General features: G+C 62.4%; 26 protein-coding genes. 10 read left to right on the forward strand and 16 right to left on the reverse strand.

The window, feature by feature from the left end:
- Positions 1–22: 22 nt before the first annotated feature.
- Positions 23–808 carry an ion transporter gene (locus EGN72_RS12825; RefSeq protein WP_127048197.1) on the forward strand — a complete coding sequence of 262 codons (786 nt, stop codon included), beginning with the start codon at positions 23–25 and terminating at the stop codon, positions 806–808.
- Between the two features lie 97 nt (positions 809–905).
- Positions 906–1,409, forward strand: coding sequence for a murein L,D-transpeptidase family protein (locus tag EGN72_RS12830; RefSeq protein WP_127048199.1), 504 nt, complete (start codon positions 906–908; stop codon positions 1,407–1,409).
- A gap of 21 nt (positions 1,410–1,430) precedes the next feature.
- Here the strand turns inward: EGN72_RS12830 and EGN72_RS12835 are convergent, their stop codons facing one another.
- Positions 1,431–1,943, reverse strand: coding sequence for a CAP domain-containing protein (locus tag EGN72_RS12835; protein ID WP_127048201.1), 513 nt, complete (start codon positions 1,941–1,943; stop codon positions 1,431–1,433).
- A 158-nt stretch (positions 1,944–2,101) separates the two neighbouring features.
- Here EGN72_RS12835 and EGN72_RS12840 point away from each other — a divergent pair, with 158 nt between their 5' ends.
- Both EGN72_RS12840 and EGN72_RS12845 read left to right on the forward strand, forming a co-directional pair.
- The gene (locus EGN72_RS12840; RefSeq protein ID WP_127048203.1) at positions 2,102–2,701 is read left to right on the forward strand and encodes a L,D-transpeptidase; all 600 of its coding nucleotides are present in this window, start codon (positions 2,102–2,104) and stop codon (positions 2,699–2,701) included.
- Between the two features lie 274 nt (positions 2,702–2,975).
- Positions 2,976–3,155, forward strand: a complete 180-nt coding sequence (locus EGN72_RS12845) for a hypothetical protein (RefSeq protein ID WP_127048205.1) — start codon at positions 2,976–2,978, stop codon at positions 3,153–3,155.
- A gap of 118 nt (positions 3,156–3,273) precedes the next feature.
- On the opposite strand, the gene hemH is transcribed toward EGN72_RS12845, so the two are convergent.
- Entirely contained in the window at positions 3,274–4,356 is a 1,083-nt protein-coding gene (hemH, locus tag EGN72_RS12850) for a ferrochelatase (protein WP_127048206.1), read from the reverse strand.
- A gap of 54 nt (positions 4,357–4,410) precedes the next feature.
- Positions 4,411–5,244 (reverse strand): methyltransferase domain-containing protein, encoded by an 834-nt coding sequence (locus EGN72_RS12855; protein ID WP_127048208.1) that lies wholly within the window; start codon positions 5,242–5,244, stop codon positions 4,411–4,413.
- A gap of 23 nt (positions 5,245–5,267) precedes the next feature.
- On the opposite strand from EGN72_RS12855, the gene EGN72_RS12860 reads away from it, so the two are divergent.
- The 6 genes from EGN72_RS12860 to EGN72_RS12885 are packed head-to-tail and all read left to right on the forward strand — an operon-like array spanning position 5,268 to position 9,045.
- Positions 5,268–5,990, forward strand: coding sequence for a ComF family protein (locus tag EGN72_RS12860; RefSeq protein ID WP_127048210.1), 723 nt, complete (start codon positions 5,268–5,270; stop codon positions 5,988–5,990).
- Between the two features lie 36 nt (positions 5,991–6,026).
- Positions 6,027–6,284 (forward strand): glutaredoxin 3, encoded by a 258-nt coding sequence (gene grxC, locus EGN72_RS12865; protein ID WP_127048212.1) that lies wholly within the window; start codon positions 6,027–6,029, stop codon positions 6,282–6,284.
- Positions 6,285–6,287: 3 nt separating this feature from the next.
- Positions 6,288–7,124: a carbon-nitrogen hydrolase family protein gene (locus tag EGN72_RS12870; RefSeq protein WP_127048214.1), complete on the forward strand. Its 837-nt coding sequence runs from the start codon at positions 6,288–6,290 to the stop codon at positions 7,122–7,124.
- Positions 7,121–7,564 (forward strand): MarR family winged helix-turn-helix transcriptional regulator, encoded by a 444-nt coding sequence (locus tag EGN72_RS12875; RefSeq protein WP_127048216.1) that lies wholly within the window; start codon positions 7,121–7,123, stop codon positions 7,562–7,564. The genes EGN72_RS12870 and EGN72_RS12875 overlap by 4 nt, the downstream gene beginning before the upstream one ends.
- A 6-nt stretch (positions 7,565–7,570) precedes the next feature.
- On the forward strand, positions 7,571–8,416 hold the full coding sequence (locus tag EGN72_RS12880; RefSeq protein ID WP_127048218.1) for an NAD(P)-dependent oxidoreductase: 846 nt from the start codon (positions 7,571–7,573) through the stop codon (positions 8,414–8,416).
- Positions 8,413–9,045, forward strand: a complete 633-nt coding sequence (locus EGN72_RS12885; RefSeq protein WP_127048220.1) for a sugar transferase — start codon at positions 8,413–8,415, stop codon at positions 9,043–9,045. The genes EGN72_RS12880 and EGN72_RS12885 overlap by 4 nt, the downstream gene beginning before the upstream one ends.
- Before the next feature lie 75 nt (positions 9,046–9,120).
- Here EGN72_RS12885 and EGN72_RS12890 read toward each other — a convergent pair whose 3' ends face one another.
- From EGN72_RS12890 to EGN72_RS12950, 13 genes are all read right to left on the reverse strand, one after another.
- The gene (locus tag EGN72_RS12890) at positions 9,121–10,836 is read right to left on the reverse strand and encodes a hydantoinase B/oxoprolinase family protein (RefSeq protein ID WP_127048222.1); all 1,716 of its coding nucleotides are present in this window, start codon (positions 10,834–10,836) and stop codon (positions 9,121–9,123) included.
- Positions 10,829–12,862: a hydantoinase/oxoprolinase family protein gene (locus EGN72_RS12895; protein WP_127048224.1), complete on the reverse strand. Its 2,034-nt coding sequence runs from the start codon at positions 12,860–12,862 to the stop codon at positions 10,829–10,831. The genes EGN72_RS12890 and EGN72_RS12895 overlap by 8 nt, the downstream gene beginning before the upstream one ends.
- A 106-nt stretch (positions 12,863–12,968) precedes the next feature.
- Entirely contained in the window at positions 12,969–13,664 is a 696-nt protein-coding gene (locus tag EGN72_RS12900) for an ABC transporter ATP-binding protein (protein WP_127048226.1), read from the reverse strand.
- Between the two features lie 4 nt (positions 13,665–13,668).
- Positions 13,669–14,376, reverse strand: a complete 708-nt coding sequence (locus EGN72_RS12905) for an ABC transporter ATP-binding protein (RefSeq protein ID WP_127048228.1) — start codon at positions 14,374–14,376, stop codon at positions 13,669–13,671.
- On the reverse strand, positions 14,364–15,299 hold the full coding sequence (locus EGN72_RS12910; protein ID WP_127048230.1) for a branched-chain amino acid ABC transporter permease: 936 nt from the start codon (positions 15,297–15,299) through the stop codon (positions 14,364–14,366). Before EGN72_RS12910 ends, EGN72_RS12905 begins: the two co-directional genes overlap by 13 nt.
- Positions 15,296–16,174, reverse strand: coding sequence for a branched-chain amino acid ABC transporter permease (locus EGN72_RS12915; protein ID WP_127048233.1), 879 nt, complete (start codon positions 16,172–16,174; stop codon positions 15,296–15,298). Before EGN72_RS12915 ends, EGN72_RS12910 begins: the two co-directional genes overlap by 4 nt.
- Before the next feature lie 91 nt (positions 16,175–16,265).
- The gene (locus EGN72_RS12920; RefSeq protein ID WP_127048235.1) at positions 16,266–17,546 is read right to left on the reverse strand and encodes an ABC transporter substrate-binding protein; all 1,281 of its coding nucleotides are present in this window, start codon (positions 17,544–17,546) and stop codon (positions 16,266–16,268) included.
- Positions 17,547–17,635: 89 nt separating this feature from the next.
- Positions 17,636–18,949: a hypothetical protein gene (locus EGN72_RS12925; protein WP_158623193.1), complete on the reverse strand. Its 1,314-nt coding sequence runs from the start codon at positions 18,947–18,949 to the stop codon at positions 17,636–17,638.
- A gap of 74 nt (positions 18,950–19,023) precedes the next feature.
- Positions 19,024–19,605: an amino acid synthesis family protein gene (locus tag EGN72_RS12930; RefSeq protein WP_127048238.1), complete on the reverse strand. Its 582-nt coding sequence runs from the start codon at positions 19,603–19,605 to the stop codon at positions 19,024–19,026.
- A complete protein-coding gene (locus tag EGN72_RS12935) occupies positions 19,598–20,416 on the reverse strand; it encodes a UPF0280 family protein (protein ID WP_127048240.1) in 819 nt (272 codons plus the stop codon). Before EGN72_RS12935 ends, EGN72_RS12930 begins: the two co-directional genes overlap by 8 nt.
- A gap of 79 nt (positions 20,417–20,495) precedes the next feature.
- Positions 20,496–21,935, reverse strand: a complete 1,440-nt coding sequence (locus EGN72_RS12940) for a 6-hydroxynicotinate reductase (RefSeq protein WP_127048242.1) — start codon at positions 21,933–21,935, stop codon at positions 20,496–20,498.
- Between the two features lie 97 nt (positions 21,936–22,032).
- Positions 22,033–24,720, reverse strand: coding sequence for a molybdopterin cofactor-binding domain-containing protein (locus EGN72_RS12945; protein ID WP_127048244.1), 2,688 nt, complete (start codon positions 24,718–24,720; stop codon positions 22,033–22,035).
- Positions 24,717–25,559 (reverse strand): xanthine dehydrogenase family protein subunit M, encoded by an 843-nt coding sequence (locus tag EGN72_RS12950; RefSeq protein WP_127048246.1) that lies wholly within the window; start codon positions 25,557–25,559, stop codon positions 24,717–24,719. The genes EGN72_RS12945 and EGN72_RS12950 overlap by 4 nt, the downstream gene beginning before the upstream one ends.
- Positions 25,560–25,652 lie beyond the last annotated feature (93 nt).

Below are 25,652 nucleotides of genomic sequence, written 5' to 3' on the forward strand. Positions count from 1 at the left end.
TCGAACCGGGACGAGACCATTCATGACCTTGCGCCAGCGCGTCGCCTTTTGGATTACCAAATCATCTACCCAGCGGTTCATCACCGGGGTCATCATGTTCAACGCGGTTCTGTTGGGCATGGACACATCCGAAACCATCATGGGCCAGATCGGCCCGCTGGTCAGCCTGCTTGATACGCTGTGCCTGATGATCTTCATCGTCGAGATTCTGCTGAAGCTCTACGCGTTTGACCTCCGCTTTTTCAAATCGGGTTGGAACATTTTTGATGCCTTGGTCATCGGCATCGCGATCATGCCGGGGGCGCAATCGCTTTCTGTTCTGCGCGCGCTGCGGATTTTGCGGGTGCTGCGGGTCATCTCGGTCGCGCCCTCGCTGCGGCGGGTGGTCGAAGGCTTTGTGACCGCCTTGCCGGGCATGGGTTCGGTCTTTTTGTTGATGGCGATCATCTTCTACATCGGCTCTGTCATGGCGACAAAGCTGTTTGGCGACACCTTCCCGGAATGGTTCGGAACCATCGGGCATTCGGCCTATTCGCTGTTCCAGATCATGACGCTGGAAAGCTGGTCGATGGGCATCGTGCGGCCCGTCATGGTGGTTTACCCCTATGCCTGGGCTTTTTTCGTGCCCTTCATCATGATGACAACCTTTGCCGTGGTGAACCTGTTGGTCGGTCTGATCGTGAACTCGATGCAGGATGCGCATAATGTGGCCGATAACGAACGCACCGACCAATACCGCGAAGATGTGCTGAGCCGCCTAGACGCCATTGAAAAGGCATTGACGGAGCGATCACGCAAAAGCGATTGAATCGCTGAGGTAATTGCTAAGTTAATCTGGGCAAATCATGTGTTTCACACTAAGGTTTCGCCGAAACACCAATCTAAAAACGACAGAGGCTTTGGCAATGCGGGCGTTCAAGCTAATCGCGGCACTTTTCTTGATTTTGGGTCTGGCGGCCTGCGGTGGCAAGGACAGCAAGTTCCGCACCTATAACGGCCCGCCAATCACCAAGGTCGTCGTTTATAAAGACGCGCGCAAAATGCAGCTGTTCAGCAATACCAAGATCGTCAAGACCTATGATATTGCCTTGGGTTTTGCGCCCAAGGGCCACAAGCAGTTTGAAGGCGACGGTAAAACGCCGGAAGGTTTGTATTACATTGACCGGCGCAATCCGCGCAGCCGGTTCCATCTGTCCATCGGGATCAGCTATCCCAACAAGGCCGATATCGCCTATGCCAAATCACAAGGTAAAGAGCCGGGGGGCGAAATCTTTATCCATGGCAAGACCGGGTATAAGGGCGACAACAAGGGCGATTGGACTTGGGGCTGCATCGCCGTGACCGACCGGCAGATGGAAGACATCTATGCCATGGTCCGCGACGGAACCCCGATCCACATTTTCCCGTAAAGCCGCAAAGGGCTGGCGCGATTACGCGCCAGTCACCAATGTCCACCAGATTTTGCCGGATTCTTCCTGGAACCATGCAAAGCCCAGTTCGCGGGCATTCGGGTCCATGATCACGTCGCGCGTGCTTGCCTCTGACATCCAGGCCGACAGCGTCTCAAGCTCTGTTTCAAATGTTTCAGAGATATTCTCGCCAACTAGCCGCCCTGTATAGCCAACGCGGTTCACCCGGTCCAAAGGCGAGGAGCCGTCCGAGCCGAAATGCCACGGGCGGTTCTGCACCGACATGTCGCGGGAATGTGTGGCCGCAGCGGCGTTCAACTGGGCATTATACTGCAAGGGCCCCGCCCCTTTCGCAGACCGCAAAGCATTGACGGAATCCAGCAAGCGGAAGGGGATTTTCTGCTCTTGCCCTGCGGAAATACGGTAAACTTGCGGCAAAGGGCGCCCATCACTGCCAACCCTGATTTGATTGCCGGTGCCACATGCGGCAAGCGCAAGAGAGGCACAGACTGCGACAACTGACAAAGCTTTCATTTCATTCCCATCCGGTGCGATTAGCCCTGTCTTTAACGCTTTGCAGTGATATGAGCAAATGCAACTCTGCATGTTACCGCCGATCAACGTCTCTGTGATTTGAAGATCGCAGCAAAAAGCGTTACTTTGCAGCCAAAGCTTAAGAAGGAGTATGTCGGATGAATGCCGGCCGCGCCAAATACATGAATCGCCGGGCCCTGTTGGGTGCTGCTGCTGCAACTGTCGGGATGGCCGCCGTTCCGGGCTTTGCGCAGGAAAACTCTACCGAGTTTGATGTGCCAAGCACTGGGTCGGTGCGCAATAACATCTCCAGCTTCCGCATGCTGGATTGGCAACCCTATTTCAGCGACACAAGGAACGGTGCTGTGCTGGTCGACACGATGTCGCGCGCGCTGCATTTCTGGTCAGAAGATCAGACGATTTACAAACTCTACCCGACCTCGGTGCCGCTGACCGAGGATCTGACGCGCCGCGGCCGCACGGAAATTGTGCAGAAGGTTGTTGGCCCGACGTGGCGTCCGACCCCGGAAATGAAAAAGCGCAACCCGGAATGGCCCGATTTCGTGCCCGCAGGTCCCGAAAATCCGCTTGGCACCCATGCGCTGTATCTGTCCTGGACCTATTACCGGATTCACGGCACGCATGACACGCGCAAAATCGGGCGCCGGTCTTCGAACGGCTGCGTTGGCCTGTATAATGAACATATTGCAGAACTTTTCGGGCTGACAAAGGTTGGCACGCAGGTTCTGCTGATTTGAATCATCTGGCGATGCCATGGTGCAGAGGGGGGCTTTTGGCCCCCCTTTTTGTTTCTCAACCGCAAGATTTCCGCCGAGAATCTGGCCTCCCCCGCTCCTAACCCGGCAAGAGTGTTGCTAAATTGACGAAACCTGCGACGAGCGTGCCATATTTTCACGAGCCAGATTGCAATCTTTCCCGCAAGCTGATTAGAAAAACCCACGAGGTATAGTCTTGGGTGCGCGTTATCGTCCTCTGAAAAAATTCGATGGCGCGCGAAAACTGGAGGTTACTATGAAGAAACTTGCACTCGCAGCGGCTCTGACCGTTGCTGCATCCACCGCTTTCGCTGGCGGTATGGCTGAACCGGTAATGGAACCGGCTGTTGTTGAAGCGTCGACTTCGTCGTCTGCTGGCGGCATCGTTGTTCCGCTGCTGCTGCTGTTGGTTATCGCAGCTGCTGCCGCGAAGTAATCCTTTCAGGATTACATCGAATGGGGACGGTGGGGTTAAACCTGCCGTCCTTTTTCTTTGTGTGATGCAAGGCAAGTGCCGCGCCCGCTCTGTTGCAACAGAGCGAACGCGATAGAGGTCAGCGCACCCAACCCACCAGATTCTCGGTGATAATCTGAACCAGCGCCTCAATATGGGCGGCGTCATCGTTCAGGCAGGGAATATAGGTAAAGCTTTCGCCGCCCGCGTGCTCAAAGGCTTCGCGAATCTCACCGTTGATTTCTTCCAGCGTTTCGATGCAATCGGCCGAAAACGCAGGCGCGATGACCGCGATGCGTTTTTTGCCTTGTTTGGCCAATTCCGCCACATGTTCCACGGTATAGGGTTTCAACCATTCTTCGCGGCCAAAGACCGATTGGAAGCTGGTATCAATCGCCGATTTGTCCCAGCCCAGCCGTTCCCGCAAAAGCCGCGTGGTTTTGGCGCAATGGCAATGATAGGGGTCGCCCTCCATCAGATAGCGGATCGGCATGCCGTGATAACTGGCAACCAGCACATCGGGCGTATGGTCCAGCTTGGCATAGGCGCGCTCCACCGATTGGGCCAAGGCCTCGATATAGGCAGGGTGTTCGAAATATTCTGGCACCGTGCGCACGGCGGGTTGACGCTTTTCCTTCATCAGCGCCGCAAAGAACGCATCATTCGCTGTGGCAGATGTGGCGCCCGCGTAATGCGGATAAAGCGGGAAGAACAGGATCTTTTCGCAGCCCGCTGCCACCATCGCCTTGACCTTGGATTCGGTCGAGGGGTTGCCGTAGCGCATGCTGAAATCCACGATCACCTCACCGCCATAGGTTTGCGACAAGGCGGCAGCAATCGCCGCGGTCTGATCCTTTGTGATGGTCAGCAGCGGGCTTTCGTTCTTTTCGTGGTTCCAGATCAGCTTGTAATTCGCGCCCGAGGCAAAAGGCCGTTTGGTCAGAATCACCAGCTGCAACAGCGGCTGCCAGATCCAGTCTGAAATATCGACGACCCGCTTGTCCGACAAAAACTGGTTCAGATAGCGCCGCATCGACCAATAGTCGTAATTGTCGGGCGTCCCGAGGTTTGCCAGCAGAACACCAATCTTGGGGGCCTTGACCGGCGGGTGATCTGCGGGAGCATGGGCCAGACGCCCTTCGCCTGCGGGGATGTCGGGTTGGCTATATCTGGAATCCAGCATGGCTTTGCTCCTGTTTTTCTTTGTTGTGGGCAAATAACGCCTATTTGCGTCGGGTCAACCTTCGCCCTTTGTCGCAGGCAGCGTAATCTCGGGTGCGCCAAGCGCATCGGCAAGCCGTTGGGCCGCCGATCCGGGGCGCAGTGGCTTTTGTTGGGTTTCATGCGGGGCCCAGCCGGTCAGGAAAATCGTCTCAAAACTGGCGGTGATTCGGCCCTGCGGCGCGGGATAGGCGGTGGCATAGCTTTGCGCCGCTTGCGCAAAGACGGCGCGCGCCGTGGGGCGGCGCAAGCGGGCGGCAAGCGCATTGCCTTCACCCATCGCGCGCAGGTCTTGCATCAGGTGAAACATGTCGCGGTAGTGCGCCTTGCGGGTAAAGCCATCGGCCACGGGCAAGGCAAAGCCCGCGCGTTGCAACAGGCCGCCCAGATCGCGGATTTCGGCCATCGGCAGCACCCGAGGTGACAGCCCGCCCGTCACCGCCGCCTCTGCCTCGGCCAGACAGGCGCGCAATTCATGCAAGGTTTGCCCGCCAAGCAGTGCCGCGATGAACAGCCCATCGGGTTGCAAGGCGCGTTGGCATTGAATCAACTGTCCCACCGGGTCATTGGCCCAGTGCAGCGCCATCGCGTGAATAACCAGATCATGTGCTTGGGGTTCCAGCGTCAGCACATCGCTATCGGCCACGATCTGGGCTTGCGGAAAGGCCGCGCGCCACAGATCGGGAAAACCTGTGACGATCGCAACCCTCGTAAACGACCTGTTAACCTCTGTGAGTCTCTCCTTAACCTCGTCCAGCACGTCTTCGTGCAAAAACAAGGCGGGCGATGGCTGGGCCAACGCGCGGGCGCGGTTGCGGGCAAGGGCAAGGGGGTCGGTCAGCATTTGCATGTGCCGGACAATAGGAGGGATGGATGGGATTGCAAGCCATGCTGCAACTGGTTTACCCGCCGCAATGCTTGGGCTGCGAAACGCTTGTCACGTCCGATTTCGGGCTGTGCGGCAAATGCTGGCGCGAAACGCCCTTCATCGCAGGGCTGGTCTGCGATGGCTGTGGAACACCTTTGCCGGGTGAAGACCACGGCAAACCTTTGCACTGCGATGATTGCCTGACCTTGGCGCGGCCTTGGGCGCAAGGGCGCGCGGCGATGCTCTATAAGGACAACGGGCGCAAGATGGTGCTGCAACTGAAACATGGCGACAGGCTTGATCTGGCGAAACCCGCCGGGGCATGGCTGTTGCGGGCAGCGCGGCCCATTCTGCGGCCTGATATGCTGGTGGCCCCGGTGCCTTTGCACTGGCTACGCTTGCTGCGCCGCCGCTATAACCAATCCGCGCTGCTGTCCGCCTCGCTTGCCAAACTGGCCGGGCTGCCGCATTGCCCTGACCTGCTGCAACGCCATCGCAACACCCACAGCCAAGAAGGGCGCGACCGCATTGGCCGGTTTGAAAACATGCAAGACGCGATCCGCACCCATCCCCGCCGCCGTGCGCTGCTGGCGGGGCGGCATGTGCTGCTGGTGGATGATGTGATGACCTCGGGCGCAACCTTCGCGGCAGCGACCGAGGCTTGCCTTGCCGATGGCGCAAAAGAGGTTTCGGTTCTTGCTCTGGCGCGCGTTGCGAAGGACGCCTAAATCCCTATAGTCATCGCGACCATGGGGATTGTGAACATGAAGCAAGTTGAAATCTATACCTCGCCGCTTTGCGGTTATTGCCACGCTGCCAAACGGCTGTTGTCGAAAAAAGGCGTGGCTTTCGTTGAACATGACGTTTCGCGCGATCCGTCGTTGCGGGCGGTGATGGTGCAGCGCGCGAAGGGTGGCCGCACCGTGCCGCAAATCTTTGTCGGGGAAACCCATGTCGGCGGGTCGGATGATCTGCATGCGCTTGACCATGCGGGCAAACTTGACGCGCTGCTGAAAGACTAGCCGATGCGCGTGGGTCTTGTGCAGCTTTGCGTGACGGATGATCCGGCAGCCAATCTGCCGGAAACCCTGCGCCTTGTGCGTGTGGCAGCCGAAGGCGGGGCGCAGTTTATCCTGACGCCGGAATGCACGAATGGCCTGTCATCCAGCCGCAAGCATCAGGCCACAGTGTTCCACCATGAGGCGGATGACCCCACGCTTGCCGCCTTGCAGGCCGAAGCCGCACGCGCCGGTGTTTGGGTTCTGGTCGGTTCATTGGCGATGCTGACCCATGATGCCGATGGCCGCTTTGCCAACCGGTCTTTTCTGATTGATCCACAGGGCCAGATTGCCGCGCGCTATGACAAGATCCACATGTTTGACGTGGATGTATCGGAAACCGAGCGTTACCGCGAATCCGAAGGGTATCGCCCCGGCACGCAGGCGGTTCTGGCAAAAACGCCCTTTGGCGCGGTGGGGATGACGGTGTGCTATGATGTGCGCTTTGCCTATCTTTACCGGCGTCTGGCGCAGGCTGGCGCGCAAATCCTGACGGTGCCTGCCGCTTTCAACCACATCACGGGTGCGGCGCATTGGGAAGTGCTGCTGCGCGCCCGCGCGATTGAAACCGGCTGCTTCGTTCTGGCTCCGGCGCAAACCGGGTTTCACGCAGAAACCTCGGGCGGGAAAGGGCGGCGCACCTATGGCCACAGCCTTGCCATCGCCCCATGGGGAGAGGTTCTGGCCGATGGCGGCGTTCAGGTTGGCGTCACCTTCGCCGAGATTGATCTGGACCGCGTCGCACAGGCGCGGGGGCGCGTGCCCTCGCTTGTCCATGATCGCAGCGTTGCGGGGCCGGAATGACGGAAAACGCCGAAGACCTTGCCGTCACCCTGTTTGGCGAATTGTTCATGGCCGATCAATTGGCCCGCAACCGCATTTCCAAGGTGCTGCCCAAAGGGATGGAACTGTCACATTTCGCGGTTCTGAACCATCTGGCGCGGGTGAATGATGAACGCTCTCCGGCGCAGCTTGCCCGTGCGTTTCATGTGACACGCGGGGCGATGACGAACACGCTGAGCAAGCTGGAATGGGCCGGGCATGTGCATATCCGCCCCGATTGGGATGATGCCCGCCGCAAGTTTGTCGCGATCAGCCCGTCAGGCCGTGCGGCGCGGGATGCGGCGGTGCAGGCGGTCGCCCCCTTGATCGCCGAATTTGTGACCGATCTAGGGGCCGAACGGGTGCGCGCCTTCATGCCCGTGCTGCGAGAGCTTCGCGTGCGGCTTGAGGGGAATGAGTAGGTGCCGATGATCGCCCCGCTTTTGGTCATGGGTGCGACCGGGCGCATTGGTCGGGTGTTGCGGCACTGTTGGGCCACAAGGCCGCCGATGGGCCTGCGCCCGATCTGGCAGGCGCGGCGGCCTGCTGCCGGATATGTCGCTTGGGATATTCTGGCGCAGCCTTGTCCGGTTGATCTGACAGGGGGCGTGGTGCTGTGTCTGGCGGGTGTTGTGCCGGGGACGGCAGGGCAGATGGGGCAGAATACCGATCTTGCGCTCGCGGCTTGTGCGGCGGCAAAAGCGGGTGGCGCGCGGCATGTATTTCTGGCCTCCTCGGCGGCGGTGTATGGTGCGGCGGGCACCGCCTTGCCGGAGGAAAGCCAGCCCCAGCCAGCCGCCCCCTATGGTGCGGCCAAGCTGGCGATGGAACGCGCGGTGCTGGACTGGCAGCGCGCGCATGGGCTGGGCGTGACGATCCTGCGGATTGGGAATATCGCCGGGCTGGATGCGCTGCTGGGTCAGGCGCGGGCGGACAGGGTCGTGCAGCTTGATCCGGTGCCGGGGCAGGACGGCGGGCCTGTGCGGTCTTATATCGGGCCGCGAACGCTGGCTTTGGTGCTGGGCGGGCTTGCGGAACGGGCGGCGCGGGGCGCGGATTTGCCCCCCGTGTTGAATGTGGCCGCCGCGCCTGCGGTGTCGATGGGCGCGCTGTTGGATGCGGCGGGGATTGGCTGGGCCTACGCGCCGCCCAATCCGGCTGTTATCCCGAAGGTCGAACTGGAAACCGCCCGCTTGCAGGCTTTGGTTCCGTTGGCGGCCGGGGCCGGGCGGCCAGAAAACATGGTGGCCGAATGGCGGGAGATACAGGGATGAAGCCAAGCAAACGCGCGCTGGATCTGGTGTTGGTTGTGATCCTCTCGATGATCCTTGTGTTGCCGTTTTCCATCCTTTTGATCGTGATGATCTTCAAGGAAGGTTTTCCGCTGTTTTACGTTGCCGAGCGGATGAAAGGCGTGGGGCAGCCGTTTCATCTGTGGAAGCTGCGGACGATGACGGTGGCGGGGCAAGACAGCGGTGTTTCGGGCGGCGACAAGACCGCGCGGATTACCCCGCTGGGGGCCTTTATCCGGCGGGCCCGGATGGATGAGGTGCCGCAGCTATGGAACGTGCTGAAAGGGGATATGAGCTTTGTCGGCCCCCGCCCCCCGCTGCGGGAATATGTGGAACGCTTCCCTGACCTTTATGGGCAGGTTTTGAAAAGCCCGACCGGGATCACCGGGTTGGCGAGCCTGCGTTTTCATGACCGGGAAGAAAAGCTTTTGGCGGCCTGTCACAGCCGCGAGGAAACCGACCGGGTCTATTCAGAGCGCTGCGTGCCGCAAAAGGCGCGGCTGGATCTGATTTATCAAAAGAACTGGTCGCTGTGCTTTGATCTGAAGCTGATCTGGGAAACCGGGACGGGGATTCTGATTCGGCGGTTCTTTAAGGGTGGCAAAGCATAGCACGGATGAATCGCGCACGGAATGTCTGCTAATACATTGATTTACAAACATTTCATCCAAAAAATTCACCAAAAATTAACCGCCTGCCGCGCCTTTGAATAAGGCGCGGGCTTGCTCTGGCGAGTAGCGGCCAAGGCGGATGTCTTCGGCCACAAGCGCCGGATCGCGCAGCGCGGGGTTGCCATAGCCGCCGCCGCCGGGGGTGCGGACGCGGACGCGATCACCGGGGGCAAGGGCGATATCTTGCGCTTTGGACAGATGCGGCGGGGTGAAGGTTTCGCCGCCGCGCGTCACCTCGACCCGGTTCATCGCGCCATCCGCGCCGCCCATCGCGCCCAAGGGGCCTGTGCGCCCGTGGTCCATCACGAAACTGGCGCGGGCATGGCCGCGCAGCAGCTCTATCTCATAGTCCAGCCCGAAGCCGCCGCGATGCTGGCCCGCCCCGCCCGAGCCTTCGTGCAGGGCATAGCGGTGGTAAAGGACGGGGAAGTTTTGCTCCATGATCTCCACCGGGGGGGCCTTGGAAATGCCGATGGTGGAACAGCCGTTCGACAACCCATCATGGTCGCTATTGCCGCCATAACCGCCGCCCGAAATCTGATACATCACGAAATCGCGGCCCTTTTCCGGGTCATGCCCGCCAAGGCCGAAATTGCCGGAGGTGCCAGCGGGGGCGGCCGTGACATGGCTCGGCAGGGCCTGAACCAGCGCGGCAAAGACCGCCTCGGCGATGCGCTGGCTGACCTCGGCGGCGCAGCCGGAGACGGGGCGGGGGTAATGGGCATCAAGGAAGGTGCCCTCGTGGCCCGTAATCACTAAGGGCTCAAAGGCGCCCGCAGACAGCGGCACATCGGGGAAAATGTGGCGCAGCGCGAGGTAGACCGAGGAGAACGTGGTTGCCCGCACCGAATTCATCGGCCCGGCGCAGGGCAAGGAGGAGCCGGTGAAATCAAACGTCAGCCGGTCACCTTGGCGGGTGACGGTCAGCGCGATGGTCAGGGGTTCATTCACCACGCCATCGGAATCGATAAAGGCGCGGGCGCTGTAGCTTCCTTCGGGGATCAGCCCGATTTTGGCCCGCATCTGCGCGGCGGCAAGGCTGCGGATTTCGGCAATGGCGGCGCTGACCGTGGCGTCACCGTAACGGTTGAGAAGTTCGGTCAGCCGGTCCGCGCCGACCAGCAGCGCCGAGGCTTGGGCCTGCACATCCCCGATGCGTTGTTCGGAAACGCGGATGTTGGAGCGGATGATGTACCAGATTTCAGGGTCTAACTGGCCCTTTTTGAACAGTTTGACCGGGGGCAGGCGCAGGCCTTCCTGTTCGGCAGCGGTGGCCGAGGCGGAAAAGCCACCCGGCACCGCGCCGCCCGTATCGGGCCAGTGGCCGGTATTGGACAGCCAGCAGTAAATCGCGCCGTCCCGGTAAAACGGCATGGCAAAGCGCACATCCATCAGATGCGTGCCGCCAAGGTAGGGATCGTTGACGATGTAAATATCGCCTTCCTCGGGGGGCAAGGTTTCGCCGCTGGCGATACGTTCAATGATATGGCGGGTGGAAAACTGCATGGTGCCCACAAACACCGGCAACCCACGCGCGCCTTGAGCGATCAGCGCGCCATCCGTGGCGGAATAGATACCATCGGACCTGTCATCCGCCTCGGCGATCACCGGAGAAAAGGCGGCGCGGCTGAAGGTCAGATCCATCTCATCGCAGCATTGTTGCAGGCCAGCTTGGATCACGGCGAGGGTGATGGGGTCGATTTTCGCAGTGTTAGAGACTGTTTTAGCCATGAGGCACCGTGATGATCAGGTTTCCATCGGGGTCGGATGTGACCGTGCAGCCGGGATGAACGAGGGTTGTGGTATCCATCTGTTCGATGATGGCGGGGCCGTTCAGTTGCAGGTCCAGCGGCAGGTGGTCGCGCCAATAGACGGGGGTATCCACCCAGCCGTTGAACCAGACCTTACGGCTGGATTGCGGCGTGGCGGTGCTATGGCGGCCTGCCGGATCAATCAGACGCGACAGGTCCATTTCCGGGCGCTGCCCGATGACCGAGACGTTGAGGTTGACCAGATTGGCGCGGATTGTGGGCAGATTGACGCGGAAGCGCGCGTGATAGGCGGCTTCAAACCGCTGTTGCAGATCTGCGCGGGTTGGTGTGGCGCTGGCCAGGGGCACGCGCAGCAGGTGGGTTTGGCCGATGAACTGCATATCGGCAGAAAGCTCTGTCTGAATATCGGTCAGCGCGATGCCTGCGGCCTTGATACGGGCGGTTCCGGTGTCGATCTGTTCTGCCAGAATGGCGTGGATCTGCGCGATATCCGCCGTATCCAGCGGTTGGTTGAGTGTGCGCACCGAATCGTGCCGCAAATCGGCGACCACGCAGCCAAGTGCGTTGGTCATGCCGGGGCGGGCCGGGACCAGCACGCGGGGGATGCCCAGCTCGGCGGCAAGCGCTGTGGCATGCAGCGGCCCTGCGCCGCCAAAGGCAAAGAGCGCGTAATCCCGCGGATCGGCCCCCAGCGACAGCGACACCATGCGGATGGCACCCGCCATATGGGTGTTGGCGATGCGGATGACGGCTTCGGCGGCGGCTTCGGGCGAAAGGCCAAGGCGCGCGCCGATTTTCGTCTCGAATATGGCGGAAAGCTGGTCTTGATGCGCGCCGAAGCGGCTGGCAGGCAGGCGGCCAAGCAGCAGGTTTGCGTCGGAAATCGTTGGCTCGGTGCCACCGTTGCCATAGCAGATCGGGCCGGGGAAAGAGCCTGCGGACTGCGGGCCAACGCGCAGCATACCCCCTGCATCCACCTGCGCGATAGAGCCGCCACCCGCGCCCACGGTGCGCACATCGACCATCGGAACGTGGATCGGCATGGCATATTCAACCTCGATTTCGTTGGAGACCGGGGCGCGGGCGTTCTTGATAAGGGCGACATCGGTCGAGGTGCCGCCCATGTCATAGGTGATGAGGTTGGGCATGCCCGCGCGGCGGCCTGTGGCCACGGCAGCCATGACCCCCGAAGCGGGGCCGGACATCACGGTTTTCACCGCCTCGGCGCTGACCTGCGCGGCGGGGACCATGCCGCCGTTGCCGTTCATCACGAGAAGGTCGTGTTTGTAGCCTTTGGCGTGCAGGGTCGTGGCAAGGGACTGGATGTAGCGTTCCAGCAGGGGTTGGACGGCAGCGTTGACGGCGGCGGTCACACCCCGCTCAAACTCTCGCGATTCGGACAAGAGGGCGTGGCCGCAGGTGATATATCTACTGGGCCAGAGGTCGGCTGCGATTTCGGCGGCGCGTCGTTCGTGGGCGGGGTTGGCATAGGCGTGCAGGAAGTGAATCACGAGGGATTCGCAGCCCATTTCCGCCAGTTTAGTGACGTTTTGGCGCAGTTCCTCCTCATCCAGCGGGGTCAGGATGCGACCCTTGGCATCCATGCGCTCGGCCACTTCCAGGCGCAGATCGCGGGGGATGACGGGGGTGAACTGGCCCGTCATGCCGTAGGGGTTGGGCCGGGTGCGGCGGCCCAGCTCCAGCACATCGCGAAAGCCGCGCGTGGTGATCAGCCCTGTTTTGGCCAGCTTGCGTTCCAGAACGGCATTGGTGGTGGTGGTGGTGCCGTGGACGATCAGCGCGATCTGGTCCAGCGGGGTTTGCGACTGATCCAAGGCGGCCAGCACGCCTGCGGCTTGCCCGCCGGCCTTTTGGTCCAGCGTGGTGGGGGTTTTGGCAAGCCGCACTTCGCCCGTGGCAGGGTTGAGGATGACAAGATCGGTGAAGGTGCCGCCGACATCGGCGCCTGCGATGAGGTTTGTCATGGTTTTGGACCTTGCTGCATATGGGCAGGCCGGGGGAGGCTGGCTGCCTCCCCCGGACCCCCTCCGCGGATATTTGTGCCGAAAAGAAAGCGGGAGGGGGGCATTGTCAGACCCCAACGTATTTTTGGAATTGCGGGGTGGCGGAGCTGAGGTTTGTGTTTTGCAAGGTTTCGGCCACGGTGCCATGGGTGACGAAGGCGATGTGATCGGCCATGGAAAGCACGGCATCGACGCGTTGTTCGACAAGGATTGTGGCGACGCCGGTGGATTTCAGGGTGAGCAGCGTGTCGCGGATGAGGGTGATCATGGAGGGTTGCAGCCCTTCGGTCGGTTCGTCCAAGAGCAATACGCTGGGTTCAAGGCAGAGGGCGCGGGCGATGGCGAGCATTTGCTGTTCGCCCCCCGACAGGGTGGAGGCGCGTTGCGAGAGCCGTTCGCGCAGGCGTGGGAACAGTGAGAGCACCGCATCGCGGGTTTTTGCGCCCTTTTGCCGGGTCATCAGCCCGATCTGAATATTCTGGGCGACGGTGAGTTCACCGAACAGGCGGCGGCCTTGGGGCACATAGCCGATGCCATGGCGTGGCACCTCATGCGCGGGCAGGCTGTGGAGCGGTTGGCCGTTCAATGTGATGCTGCCTGCCGTGACGGGAACCTGCCCCATGATGGCGCGCAGCATGGTGGTTTTGCCTGCGCCGTTGCGGCCCATGACGCAGGTTACCTCGCCCGGTTTGGCGGTGAGTGACAGGCCCCGCAGCACTTGCACATTGCCATAGGCGGCGTTGATGGCTGACAGGTCCAGCATGGCCCTAACCCCCCAGATAGGCGGATTGCACCGCCGGGTTGGCCCGGATTTCGGCGGGGGTGCCGGTGGCAAGTGTTTCGCCAAAGTTCAGCACGGTGATCTGGTCGGCAAGGTCCATGACCACATCCATGTTATGTTCGATCAGCAGCACGGTGGTTTTTGGCGTGACCGCGCGGATCAGGGTGTTGAAGGCGTCAATCTCGGCATTCGCGAGGCCTTGGGTCGGTTCATCAAGTATCAGGAGTTTCGGATCCATCGACAGGCCCATCGCGATTTCCAGCAGGCGTTGGTGGCCGTAGGCCAGAGTGCCTGCGATCTGGTCGGCCATCGGGTCCAGCCCGACGCGGGCAAGGGCGGCCATGGTATCGGCGCGCAGGGTGCGGCTGCCTTTGCGTTGGATCGCCAGTGCCACGTTATCAAACACCGGCAGATTGGCGTAGATTGAGGTGATCTGGAATGTATAGGCGATGCCGCGCGCGACCCGTTCATGTGCGGGAAGCTTGGTGATATCGGCCCCGTCAAAGGTGATCCGGCCTGCGCTGGGCGGGATGCGGCCTGACAGCAGGCTGACAAAGGTGGTCTTGCCTGCGCCATTGGGGCCGATCAGGGCGTGGATTTGCCCGGCCTGCAGGTCGAAATCCACAGCCTCCACCGCTTTGATACCGTCGTAATGTTTGCTGAGCCCGCGGGCAGACAGGATTATGGCAGCCATTTTGCCCCCCTGTCGCGCAGCCAGCCCAGAATGCCCTTGGGCGCAAACAGCACAAGCACCAGAAGCGCCGCCCCCACGACAAACAGATGCGCGGTTGTGACGCCCGAGGACAGATCAATCAGATAGAACATCAAGAGCGCGCCCAGAAACGGGCCGAGCGTGGTGCCCGCGCCCCCCAGCAGCACATATAGCAGCGGCATGATGGAATATTGTATCGCGGCAAAGCTGGCCCCGACATAGCCAAACAGCACGCCATAGGCCGCCCCTGCCGCCCCTGCATAAAGCCCGGAGATGACCAGCGCTGTCAGCTTTACCTTGAACGGGTTATAGCCCAGCATGCGCGAGCGTTCCTCATTCTCGCGCATGGCGACCATGGCGCGACCAAGCCGCGAGCGGACGAGCGCAAGATTGGCCAGCAGGCCCAGGGCGAACAGGATGAGTGCCGCGAAATAGCGGGGCGTATCGCTTGACAGGTCCAGCGGGCCAAGGCTGCGGGCGGCGCGGGCGATGACAAAGCCTTCATCGCCGCGCGTATAGCTGCCGAAATACAGAATGGTCAGATAGCCCGCTTGCGCGAACATCAGTGTGACGATCATGAAGCTGACGCCACCGGTGCGCAGGGCCAGAACGCCGGTGGCCGCTGCAATCGCACCTCCGGCCAGCAGGCCCAGCACAAGGGCAGGCGCTGCGGGCAGGCCCCACAGCTCTATTCCCAGCCCGGTGGCATAAAGGCCAGTGGCGAAGAACAGCGCGTGACCGAGCGAGAGCAGGCCAGTGTAGCCAAAGGCGATGTTATAGCCCATGGCGAAGACAGCCAGCACCATGATCCGGGCGATATTGGTGTGGTGATAGGGGGGCAGGATGAATTGCGCGGCGAAAAGCAGCGCCAGAACCGCAAGATGAAGGGCGATGGCGCGCGTCATGGTTTTGCCCCGAACAGGCCTTGCGGGCGAAACACCAGCACCATGGCCACCAGCAGGGTTGCCAATATCTTTGCCAGCGTTGGCGAAAAGAACACCGAGATCACGCCATCCGACAGGCCGATGATCACGGCGGCCAGCAAGGTGCCGCGCAAGCTGCCCAATCCGCCGATGATCACCACGATAAAGGACAGCAGCAGCGGGTCATGCCCCATCAGGTAATGCGCCTGCTGGATCGGCACGATCAGCACCGCCGCAACCGCCGCCAGCCCCGCGCCCAGCGCGAAAACACCCGCATAAACCTTGTCGACATTGATGCCAAACGCCCGCGCGGTGTTGCGGTCAAGCTGCGTGGCCCGCATGATCAACCCGGCCCGTGTCCGCGTCATCAACAGCCAGACCGCCAGCAACAGCAGCATCGCCGCAAGGACAACCGCGATCTTATAGCCGGAATAGCCGAACCATGGCAGTTGCAGCCGCAGGTTGAACGGTGCCTCTACCGGGCGCGCGTCGGGGCCATAAAACGTCAGCGCGGCTTGCTGAAAGATATAAGACAGCCCGATGGTGGCAACGATTGTCGCCTCCGGGTCATAATTCAACCGCTTCAGGATCAGCGTATCCGAAAGCGCCGCAATGCCGCCCACGACCAACGGGCAAATGACCAAAGCCGCGGCAAAGGCAAGGGCAGGCGGGCCGGGCATGTAATGGGTGACAAACCACGCCACCACCGCGCCCAGCATGAAAAACTCGCCATGCGCCACATTCACCACGCGCATCACACCAAAGACCAGCGACAGCCCCACCGCCGTCAGCGCCAGAACAGCCGCCATCACGGTGCCTTCCATCAGCGCCAGCAAAAGATAGGGGCCGAAATCCATTCAGTCGTGCCAGTCTTTCATCTTGGTCCAAATACCTCGGGGGTGAGCCGCATCGCGGCGAGGGGGCAGCGCCCCCTCCCTCCTTGCCCCATCAAAACGACATCGCGGTATAATCCACATCGCTTTCATACATCGTCTCGTCGATGGTGGTCTGATGCACCCGCACCAGCTTTCCGCCTTCCACCTTGGAGATGTTCTGACGCCCGAACACCTGATGCAGCTTGCCGTTAAAGATCTTGGACCCTTGCGGATGCGCTTGGCTTTCCGGCAGCTCGGTCATTGCCTCCAATGCCTCGATCAGCTTCTGGCGGTCGGCACTGCCCTGATAGCCTGCCGCTTCCATCCCGGCCTTGATCAGGAACAGCGTTTCCCATGTTGAAAACATATGCGCATAGGTCGACACATCCTTGGCATCCGAAACCGAGGCGCCATTGTCATCCACGCCCACCGCCGCGCGGTAAAAGGTTTCATGCTCGGACGCGTCGGCTTGTTTCACCCGGCAATGGCCTTCCCAGAAATGGGTGCCTTCCAGAAATTCCAGGCCGGGGGCGGCGGTATCGACCGCCTCTAGGCTGTCGATGAAGCCAAAGATTTCGGGCCGCGCGCCGCTGCCGTAAAACTCGCCCAATTCCTTCACAAAGGTCAGCACAGCAGGGCCGACCATGACGTGATACAGAACCTCTGTGTCACGCGGGATTTGCGGCAGATAGCGGGTAAAGCTGGTTTCGGTCGGCGGCACGGCGATATGCTTGATCACCTCGCCGCCCTGCGCGGCAATCGCGGCGGTGAAAAAGTCACGGTGATCATGGCCAAAGGCATAATCGGGGAACACCATCGTTACCTTCTTGCCCAGATTATTGGCGACCCATGGCGCCATGGACGAAACCTGCGCCCGCACATCGGTAATGCCGGGCTGCATGGTCCAGCGGTTCAGCTTGCCACTGGCCACATGATACCCTTCAGAGCAAACCAGATAAGGCACTTTCAACTCTCCCGCGCGGGGGGCAGAGCCGATGACGACATGGCTGAACAGCGGCCCGAAGATCGCGTCACAACCTGCTTGCGAGGCCAGCTTTTCCACCACTTCCGCGCCGCGCTTCGGGTCGGTGCCATCATCCTCGAACACCACTTCCACCGGGCGGCCATTGATGCCGCCTTGGTCGTTCAGCACTTTCAGCGCAGCTTGGGTGGTGCGTTCATACCAGCGGCCATAAGCAGCGCCGATCCCTGTGCGGTGCAACTGAAACCCCAGCTTGATGGGCGCAGAAGATTGCGCCTGCACAAATCCGGGCAGTGCCAGGGCCGAAGCGGTGGCCGCCATCCCCTTCAGCAAGCTGCGGCGGGAGGGGGTGATTCCGATCAGTTTCGTCATGTCACAATCCTCTGTCTGTTGTGGCTGGCCTTTTTGTCGCTTTGGCCTTGGGCCAAGAATGAACCGATGCAAGCGGCTTGTCTATTGCTTTAGCCACCGGGCGAGGCCAGCAGCCAAAGCCCCAGCACCGTATAGGCCACCATCAGCGCCGTCAGGGGGAAATGCGCGCGGGCCTGCACCCCTTCGGGCGACAGCCGTAGCGCAAGGATCACCGCAAGGATATGTGCGCCAAGGATAAGGGTGAATTGCGTGTTCCACACCAGCGTCATGGCCCAGCGATCTGTCAAAAATCCCATCGACACATAAAACGGGGGCAGGCCCAGAAAATCATCACCGCGAAACAGCGGGTCATTCAGCGCGGCCAGCGTGTATTGCCCGGCGGTCAGCAGCGTCGTCAGGTAATGCGCGGCGTGATAGCCCGCCGAAATCGCCAGAAACGACAGCATGACGGGCATAAGGTTGGGGCGTTTTTCAGAGGGCACAGCCCCGCCCGCAAAGGCGAGCACGGGGCGCGATTGCAGCAAGGGACCAAGGCGCAGCGCGGCCAGAATGGTTGTGGCCGTCAGCGCCCAAGTCACGAGCAAGCCAAGACTGTTCACCCCGATCACGGCAGAGCGCCCGGTAAACTCCAACGGGTTTTCCCCGATCAGGCCCATATACCAGAACGTCTCTCGCAGCCCGTCAAAGGTCAGCCCGGCCAGCGACAAGGTGACAAAGGCAATGGCCGAGGGCGACAGCGGCGGCATATGCAGCACTTGCGTTCCCGGCCAGCCGTATTTCACGGTGGCGCGCGTGCTATCTCGTTCCAGCCAGAAGGGGGCGATTTTGGCCAGAAAGCCGAAATAGACGGTCAGAAACTCTCCCTGTTCCAGCCAATCCTCGCCTTCCAAGACGCCAAGGGCAAAGACCACGGCCCAATAACTCAGCGCGGCGGTGGCAAGGGTTTGCGGATCGTCAGGTGACATGGAGACGATGTAGAACCAGAAGAAGCCGAACAGGCCCAGCACGGCGGGCCAATGCCCAAGGCGGGCAAGGCCGATGCCGGTGCTGCGGCCCAGCAATTGCCGGGTCAGGCGGATCGGGGCTGTCCATGGGTTTACCGCGCGCCACAGGTTGCCAAAGATCATGCAACCCATCGGCAGGGCCACCCATACCACGGTCCAGATGGTCAGTGTCAGCAAGTTGTGCATCGGGTCGCGCGCGCCGATAAAGCCGATCAGGACCAGTGCAAGGAACAAGACCCAAGCGGCATAGCTGCTGGCCATCACGGGGATCAGCACGCGGCGGCGCAGCAGCACCCGCGCCTCCATCCGGGGCAGCAGGTTGGGGCTTGCAGCCAACAGCCCGGTCACCGCCACGGTGGCCGCCGCCCCCGCCATGTAATAGCCGGTTGGCAGGGTCATGATGATGGAAGGGGGTAGCGCGCAGGCCAGTGCCGCCCCCGGCCAAAGCAGCGATATGGCCGCCGCGCGCCGCATCAGCGCAGGCCGTCCTCGCCCTTTACATCGGCCAGTTCCAGCCCGCCCATGCGCGAATGTACCCGCGCGCCGCGGGCCATGCACAGGATGAAGGCAATCTCATCCTCGCGCGGGGCATCGGTGACGGATACGGTAAAGGCATCGAAATGGCCGCGCACATAGGCGGCGTTGATATGACCCAGCGGCACGTCAAGGCTGGCACCCATGCTGGCCACTTTCATCGCGGATGGCACAATCGCGCGGCTGGTGCCAAGGCGTTCGCGCATGGCATAGCCGCCGGGCATGTGCCACAGCGCGCCGTGTTCCACCTCGCCCCGGCTGCCGACGATGGCGCCTTTGCCGTAACCGTCGATCCCGTCGCGCCCGCCCATGGCCGCGATCAGCCGGTCGGTCAGCATCAGCCCAAGGGGTTTGAGATCCTCCATCGCGGGTTGCAGATCGGGTTCATAGCGGCCCGCGAAAGGGTTGGTGACCACGGCCACAATGGCGCCCCGGCTGCGTGGCACGTCCGCGCGCGGGCCGCCTTCGTGATGGGTTTCGTCCAGAATGATCTGAAGTTTGCGCAGGGTGAAATCAGGCAAAGGCAGGCTCCTTTTCAAGGCCGAGATAGCCAATGGTTCGGGATGCAGAGTGCAGGAAAAGCCCCGCCCCCGCAAGCAGGCCATGTGCCGCATAGGCCCGTGCGCAGGTCTCGCCCGCGGTCAGGGCCTGTGCCACCTCGGCTGGGGTCAGGGGGCCAAGGGCGGTGGTGACAAGGCGGTCACACAGGTCGCTGTCGGCTTGCAACTGGCGCGCGGGCTGGCGCGTGATCGCGGGATGGCCGGGCAGATCCACCGCATTGGCAATCATGGTGGCGGCGGCATCGGCCATGGCTGCCGTCCGGGCAAGCACGGTCACGGCATCGGCAATCCCGAAGGAAAAGCTGCGCCCGCCGCGCCCGGATGTGGCGATGCCGCCAATGCCCTCACCATGCCGCAGCACAACGCGCCCGCCGCCTGCCATGGCCGCCGTCAGGCTGTGGCCGGGGGCCAGATGCAGCGCGATATCGCCGCCATTGTTCACATAGGCCCGGTTCAGCGCGGTGCCGTGGCACATCGCGGCCAGCACTGCATCGGCCACCGCCCCCGCCACCGCTGCCATCGGTGTGATGAAATCGGGGCGAAACGGGGCGACCGCCGCCGCCATCGCCTGCGCAATCGGGTCGGTGAACGTCTGCGGGTGCGGGCTGCGCAACTGGGGCAGCTCTGCCGCCAGTCGTGCCAACAGCCCGTCAAACCGGGCCTCTGCTTGGCGCATCGCCTGATCGGCATCCGCGCCTTCGGCCCAGACAATCAGGTCAATCGGCCCATGGTGCAAATGTATCCGCCCGCCGGACAGCCGCGCCACCTGCATCACGCGGCCCCTACTGCTGTGGGCCCAAAACCCCGGCCGCTGATTTCATCTTGGCAAAAATACCTACAGTCCCCCGGCCTCATTTCAGCGGTGCCTTCTGAGGTATAAGCCGAACCCCTGTCGGGTATTCCCCACCCTGCGCTAGCATCTCGGGTAGGGATTTGATCGCCGCCGCATGCCCGCCCATGGCCAGATAGTCCGTGCGCGGCAAGGTGAATTCCAGCGGCGCCACCAGCGCGGGGGTGGGCACATAGCCAAAGGCCCCCGGCGGCAGTTTGGTGACATCGACCATGAAGGTGATGCCGCCACCCGGCCAGACATAACATTCCGCCCCGCCTGCGGTCAGCCGGGTGGTCCGGGCCTGCACCGACCGCGTCAGCCGCACCGGGTTTTGCGTGACACCTGCTCGAAGAGAGCCACCCGCCCCGCCCATGAACAACACCGTGCAGAGCGAGGGTTCGCAGTTTTCATCAATCAGTTTGACCGAAGGCAGCAGCGCCTCGGGGATCGGTTTGGGCTGCGGGGTCAGGGCATCATCCAGCTCGTAATAAGCGAATTCTTCGCCTGTGGTGGACACCATAAGCAGCCGCAAGCCCGCCCGTGCGCCTTTCTTGGGGTTCCAGGGGCCAAGGATATCCAGCGGGTCGCGGATCGTGGTGCCGCCCCAGCCAAGCCCCGGTTCGGACACGCGGAAATAGCGGCCGGGGGTAGAGCGGCGACCAAGGATCTTGATTCCGGTGTCTTCCCAGCCCAGCACTTTGCCGGCCTGATGTTCCGAGACAACGCCAGTGATATGGTCATCGACCACGACCACCTCATCCACCAGCCCCCGCCATTGGTCGGCGAACATGCCGATGGTGGCAGAGCCGCAGCCCACCCGCATCCGGTTTTCCGGGCGGCCATCGACGATTGGCGCGTGACCTGCCTGCACGGTGACGGTGCTGCCTTGGTCGATCGTCAGTTCCACCGCTTCGCCGTTGCACAGGGCCAGAAGGGTGGCACAGGTGACGCGGCCTTCGGCTTTCTCGCCCCCGGTCAGGTGGTGCACCCCGCCGAGCGAGAGCATCTGGCTGCCATATTCGGCGGTGGTGACATGGCCGACCGCCTCACTGCCTGCGCGGACGGTGGCGCCTTCGGGGCCGAGAAAGCGGTCGGTGTCAATCTTCACCTTGACGCCGCAATAGGAAAAGATGGCCTCGGTGACGACAGTCACCATGTCCGCCCCGTCGATTTCAGAGGCGATGATGAAAGGGGCGGGTTTGTAATCGGGGTAGGTGGTGCCAGAGCCGATGCCGGTGACACGCGTGTCGCTGGGGAACGGCTCTGCCTGCCAGTCGCGGGCGGCGAAGAGGACAATGCGCCCGCCCTCGGTCAGGGTTTTCGAGAGCAGAACGACGGGATCGGTGCGGATGATGCGGCCTGCGTCATTGGCGTAGCGGTCGCAGGCCCCGGTTTGTCCCGGTGCGATATAGCACATCACCGGGCAGGCATCGCATCGGATTTTTTCGGGGGTGGTCATGGTGCGTGCGGGTCCGGTTGCGGGGAAGGGGGCATTCTGCCCCCTCGGCCTTTGGCCTCACCCCCTGAGGATATTTTTGAATAGATGAAAGCGGGGGTCATGTTTTGGCCTTTTCTATTGCGGCAAGGATGCGATGGGGCAGCGCGGGGAGGCGGGTGATTTCGGCCCCCGTGGCGTGGCGTATCGCGTTGAGAATGGCGGGGGCGGTGGGGATGAGGACGTGTTCGCCCAAGCCTTTGGCACCGTAAGGGCCGTGATCATCGGGAACCTCGATCAGCAGGCTTTCGATGTCCGGCACATCGCCTGTGGTGGGGATCAGATAGTCATGCAGGTTTTCGGTGCGTCCGGGGAGGTATTCTTCCATCAGGGCAAGGCCGATGCCTTGGGCGATGCCGCCTTCGATCTGGCCGGTGGCGAGCAGGGGGTTGATTGTGCGGCCAAGGTCATGCGCGGCGGTGATCTTGATCAGTTTAACGGTGCCGAGTGTGGCGTCGACATCCAGTTCCACCAGTTGCGCGCCAAAGCCGTAGACGGCGTAGGGCGTGCCTTGGCCGTTTTCATCGAGGCCGGTTGTGGGCGGGTCATAGGTTTCTTCGGCCATCAGGGCATAGCCATGCGGGTTGGCGGGCAGTGTGGCCAGTGACAGCGAGGCGGTTTGGGTGCCTTCGCTTGCGGTAAGTGTGCTGCCGGCAAGCGCCAGTTCTGCACCGTCGCCCATGTTCAGGCGGCGCAGGATATCGGCGCGCAGGGCGCTGCCTGCAGCTTGGGCGGCGCGGCCGGTGACATAGGTTTGACGGCTGGCCGAGGTTTTGCCGCCATCGGGGGTGAGGAAGGTATCGGGGCCAACAAGTTGGAACTGTGCCAAAGGCAGGCCCAGCGCATCGGCGGCGATTTGCGTGATGACGGTGTTGGCGCCTTGGCCGATATCGGTGGCCCCTTGGTGCAACATCAATGCCCCTTGTGGGGTCAGGCCCAGCCGTATGGTGGAAGGGTTGGGCAGGCCGGTATTGCCGCAGCCATACCAGCAGGAGGCGATGCCGACCCCGCGACCTGCTGTCCGTTGGGCCGTGGCAAGGGCGCGTTGCCAGTGCGGGCGCAGCGCGGTGAGGCATTCGGCAATGCCGGCGGCTTGCATCTGTTGCCCGGTGACGCTGGTTTGGCCGTTGCGCAGGGCGTTGAGGAGGCGAAATTCCAACCGGTCGATGCCTGCCTGATCGGCGAGCCTGTCATAGATGGTTTCCTGCCAGATCGCCGCCTGTGGCACGCCAAAGCCACGAAACGCCCCTGAGATCGGGTTGTTGGTGTGGACGGCATGCGCTTCTGCCCGGTAATGCGGGGTGAAATAGGGGCCGGAGGCGTGGACCGGCACGCGGTTGGCAACGGTGGGGCCCCAGCTGGCATAGGCCCCGGTGTCGAAGATGCCATCAAACTCCAGCCCCGTGATCCGGCCTTCGGCGTCGCAGCCGATGCGGCCTGTCATCTGTGCTGGGTGGCGTTTGGTGGTGGAGGCCATGCTTTCAGCGCGGGTATAGGTCATGCGGCAGGGGCGGCCGGTTTTCAGCGTGACCAAGCCGATTAAGGGTTGCAAGGACACATCAAGTTTGGAGCCAAAACCGCCGCCCACCGCCGAAGGGATGATGCGCAGGCGGTCATGGGGCAGGCCGAGGACGGTGGCGGTTTCATCGCGGTCCATGATCGGGGCTTGGGTGCAGGCGCGGATGACAAGCACATCGCCATCCATCCATGCAGCCCCTGCTTCGGGTTCGATATAGGCATGTTCGACGAAGGCGGTTTCGATGCTGGCACTGGCGACATGGGCAGAGGTTGCAAGAGCTGTTGCCACATCGCCGCGCTGCACCCTGCCTTTGATCAGCGTGTTGCCGGGGCGGGTTTCGTGCAGTTGCGGGGCGCCCGTTGCCATCGCCTCGCGGGGGGAGGTGAGGGCGGGCAGCGGCTGCCATGTGATCGGAAAGCTGGTCAGATCGGGTGGGTCGCTGCCGTCTTCATGGGCGACGAGGGCGACAGCCTCGCCGCGCAGGCGGGTCCGGGATTCGGCAAGGGCGGGTTGGTCGGCAAAGGGGGGAATGGCCCCAAAGCGGTTGAGGCCGGGGATATCGGCTGCGGTAAAGACCTGCGCGCCATGGGTCTTTGCCCAAGCGTCGGTATCGCCAAAGGTGAAGCGGGCGGATGGATGGGGGGAGCGGATGGCCCGCACCACAAGCCCGCCGCCTTGCCACAGGTCCGCGCCAAAGATATCGCCTGCAACCTTGGCCGCGCCATCCAGCCGGGGGGCGGCGGCACCCACGGCCTTGCCTGCCTTTGGGGCGGGGCTGTCGGGGGCGGGGTTGGTATCGCAGATCGCCTCGATGATCTTGGTATAGCCGGTGCAGCGGCAAAGCACCCCGCCCAGCGCCGCGCGGGCTTGCTGCGGCGTGGGTTGCGGGGTTTCGGCCAAGAGGGCAGAGGCCGCCATCAACATGCCGGGGGTGCAGATGCCGCATTGGGCCGCGCCGTGGCGGTGAAAGGCGGCGCGCAGGCGGGTGAGTGTGTCGGTCTGTGCCTCGACCGTTTCGACGGATGTGCCTTGCACGCGGGCGGCGGGCATAAGGCAGGCGCAGACGGCGGCCCCATCCACCAGCACGGTGCAGGCCCCGCAATCGCCTGCATCACAACCGACCTTGGTGCCGCGCAGCCCCGCCTTTTCGCGCAAGAGGTCTGAGAGGCGCAGGCTGGGGGGTGCATCAAATTCGGCAGCTTGGCCGTTCAGCGAGAACCGGAGTTTCATGTCAGCCCTTTGCAGGTTTGGGCGATGGCGCGGCGCAGCAATTCGGCGGCGGCGCTGTGGCGATAGGCGGCGGTGGCGCGCAGGTCATCCAAGGGGGAAAGGGCGCTTGCCACCTTGGCCGCATCAAGGGCGCTTGCGGCTTGGTCAAGCGGCAGGCCGATCAACGCGGCTTCGGCGGCGGGAAGGCGCTGGGCGGTGGCCGAACAGGCCCCGACGGCCAGCGCGGCACTGGTGATCTGGCCTTTTGCGGCGGTCAGGCGCACGGCCACCATGGCGATGGAAATCACCAGATAGGCCCGCGCACCGAGTTTCAGGAAATGCGAGGCCCCTTCCAAGCCGGGCTTTGGGATCAGGATTGCGGCCAGCACCTCGGCCCGGCGCAGGGCGGTTTTGCGCGGGCCGATCAGGAAGTCGGCCAGTGGCAGGCTGCGGCTGCCCGATGCGCTGATCAGTTCCACCTGCGCGTCCACGGCCAGCAAGGGCGGCACCCCATCGGCAGCGGGCGAGGCGTTGCAGAGATTGCCGCCAAGCGTGCCTGCGTTCTGGATTTGCCTGCCACCCACCTCGGCTGCGGCCTGTTGCAAGGCGCGTAGCGCGGGGGGCAGGGGCGCGCGGGCAATTTCGGCCCAAGTGGTGCAGGCCCCGATCCGCAAGCCGTGATCTGTTTGGGTGATGCCGCGCAGCGCCGGAATGGCCGTGAGGTCCATCACATCGCCCGAAAGCGTGGCGTTCTGGGTGGCGGGATAGATATCCGTGCCGCCTGCCAACAGCCGCCATGCGCCACCGCCCAGCTGCGCCAAGGCATCCTTCAAATCGCTGGGGCGGATGAAATCTGTCATCAGGTGTCTCGCGGTTTTGGTCGCCAAACAGGGCGCATGGGGGCTACGCTGCTTCACTGTGCTGTTGAAGGTTGCCGGCTGTCAACGCTGTTG

This window comes from Pseudorhodobacter sp. E13 (assembly GCF_003991405.1).
Classification (GTDB): Bacteria; Pseudomonadota; Alphaproteobacteria; order Rhodobacterales; family Rhodobacteraceae; genus Pseudorhodobacter.

Excerpts from the sequence above, each read along its gene's own strand:
- EGN72_RS12825 (WP_127048197.1), top strand. The coding sequence starts at position 23 with ATGACCTTGCGCCAGCGCGTCGCCTTTTGGATTACCAAATCATCTACC.
- EGN72_RS12830 (WP_127048199.1), top strand. The coding sequence starts at position 906 with ATGCGGGCGTTCAAGCTAATCGCGGCACTTTTCTTGATTTTGGGTCTG.
- EGN72_RS12835 (WP_127048201.1), bottom strand. The coding sequence starts at position 1,943 with ATGAAAGCTTTGTCAGTTGTCGCAGTCTGTGCCTCTCTTGCGCTTGCC.
- EGN72_RS12840 (WP_127048203.1), top strand. The coding sequence starts at position 2,102 with ATGAATGCCGGCCGCGCCAAATACATGAATCGCCGGGCCCTGTTGGGT.
- EGN72_RS12845 (WP_127048205.1), top strand. The coding sequence starts at position 2,976 with ATGAAGAAACTTGCACTCGCAGCGGCTCTGACCGTTGCTGCATCCACC.
- hemH (WP_127048206.1), bottom strand. The coding sequence starts at position 4,356 with ATGCTGGATTCCAGATATAGCCAACCCGACATCCCCGCAGGCGAAGGG.
- EGN72_RS12855 (WP_127048208.1), bottom strand. The coding sequence starts at position 5,244 with ATGCAAATGCTGACCGACCCCCTTGCCCTTGCCCGCAACCGCGCCCGC.
- EGN72_RS12860 (WP_127048210.1), top strand. The coding sequence starts at position 5,268 with ATGGGATTGCAAGCCATGCTGCAACTGGTTTACCCGCCGCAATGCTTG.
- grxC (WP_127048212.1), top strand. The coding sequence starts at position 6,027 with ATGAAGCAAGTTGAAATCTATACCTCGCCGCTTTGCGGTTATTGCCAC.
- EGN72_RS12870 (WP_127048214.1), top strand. The coding sequence starts at position 6,288 with ATGCGCGTGGGTCTTGTGCAGCTTTGCGTGACGGATGATCCGGCAGCC.
- EGN72_RS12875 (WP_127048216.1), top strand. The coding sequence starts at position 7,121 with ATGACGGAAAACGCCGAAGACCTTGCCGTCACCCTGTTTGGCGAATTG.
- EGN72_RS12880 (WP_127048218.1), top strand. The coding sequence starts at position 7,571 with ATGATCGCCCCGCTTTTGGTCATGGGTGCGACCGGGCGCATTGGTCGG.
- EGN72_RS12885 (WP_127048220.1), top strand. The coding sequence starts at position 8,413 with ATGAAGCCAAGCAAACGCGCGCTGGATCTGGTGTTGGTTGTGATCCTC.
- EGN72_RS12890 (WP_127048222.1), bottom strand. The coding sequence starts at position 10,836 with ATGGCTAAAACAGTCTCTAACACTGCGAAAATCGACCCCATCACCCTC.
- EGN72_RS12895 (WP_127048224.1), bottom strand. The coding sequence starts at position 12,862 with ATGACAAACCTCATCGCAGGCGCCGATGTCGGCGGCACCTTCACCGAT.
- EGN72_RS12900 (WP_127048226.1), bottom strand. The coding sequence starts at position 13,664 with ATGCTGGACCTGTCAGCCATCAACGCCGCCTATGGCAATGTGCAAGTG.
- EGN72_RS12905 (WP_127048228.1), bottom strand. The coding sequence starts at position 14,376 with ATGGCTGCCATAATCCTGTCTGCCCGCGGGCTCAGCAAACATTACGAC.
- EGN72_RS12910 (WP_127048230.1), bottom strand. The coding sequence starts at position 15,299 with ATGACGCGCGCCATCGCCCTTCATCTTGCGGTTCTGGCGCTGCTTTTC.
- EGN72_RS12915 (WP_127048233.1), bottom strand. The coding sequence starts at position 16,174 with ATGGATTTCGGCCCCTATCTTTTGCTGGCGCTGATGGAAGGCACCGTG.
- EGN72_RS12920 (WP_127048235.1), bottom strand. The coding sequence starts at position 17,546 with ATGACGAAACTGATCGGAATCACCCCCTCCCGCCGCAGCTTGCTGAAG.
- EGN72_RS12925 (WP_158623193.1), bottom strand. The coding sequence starts at position 18,949 with ATGACCCTGCCAACCGGCTATTACATGGCGGGGGCGGCGGCCACCGTG.
- EGN72_RS12935 (WP_127048240.1), bottom strand. The coding sequence starts at position 20,416 with ATGCAGGTGGCGCGGCTGTCCGGCGGGCGGATACATTTGCACCATGGG.
- EGN72_RS12940 (WP_127048242.1), bottom strand. The coding sequence starts at position 21,935 with ATGACCACCCCCGAAAAAATCCGATGCGATGCCTGCCCGGTGATGTGC.
- EGN72_RS12945 (WP_127048244.1), bottom strand. The coding sequence starts at position 24,720 with ATGAAACTCCGGTTCTCGCTGAACGGCCAAGCTGCCGAATTTGATGCA.
- EGN72_RS12950 (WP_127048246.1), bottom strand. The coding sequence starts at position 25,559 with ATGACAGATTTCATCCGCCCCAGCGATTTGAAGGATGCCTTGGCGCAG.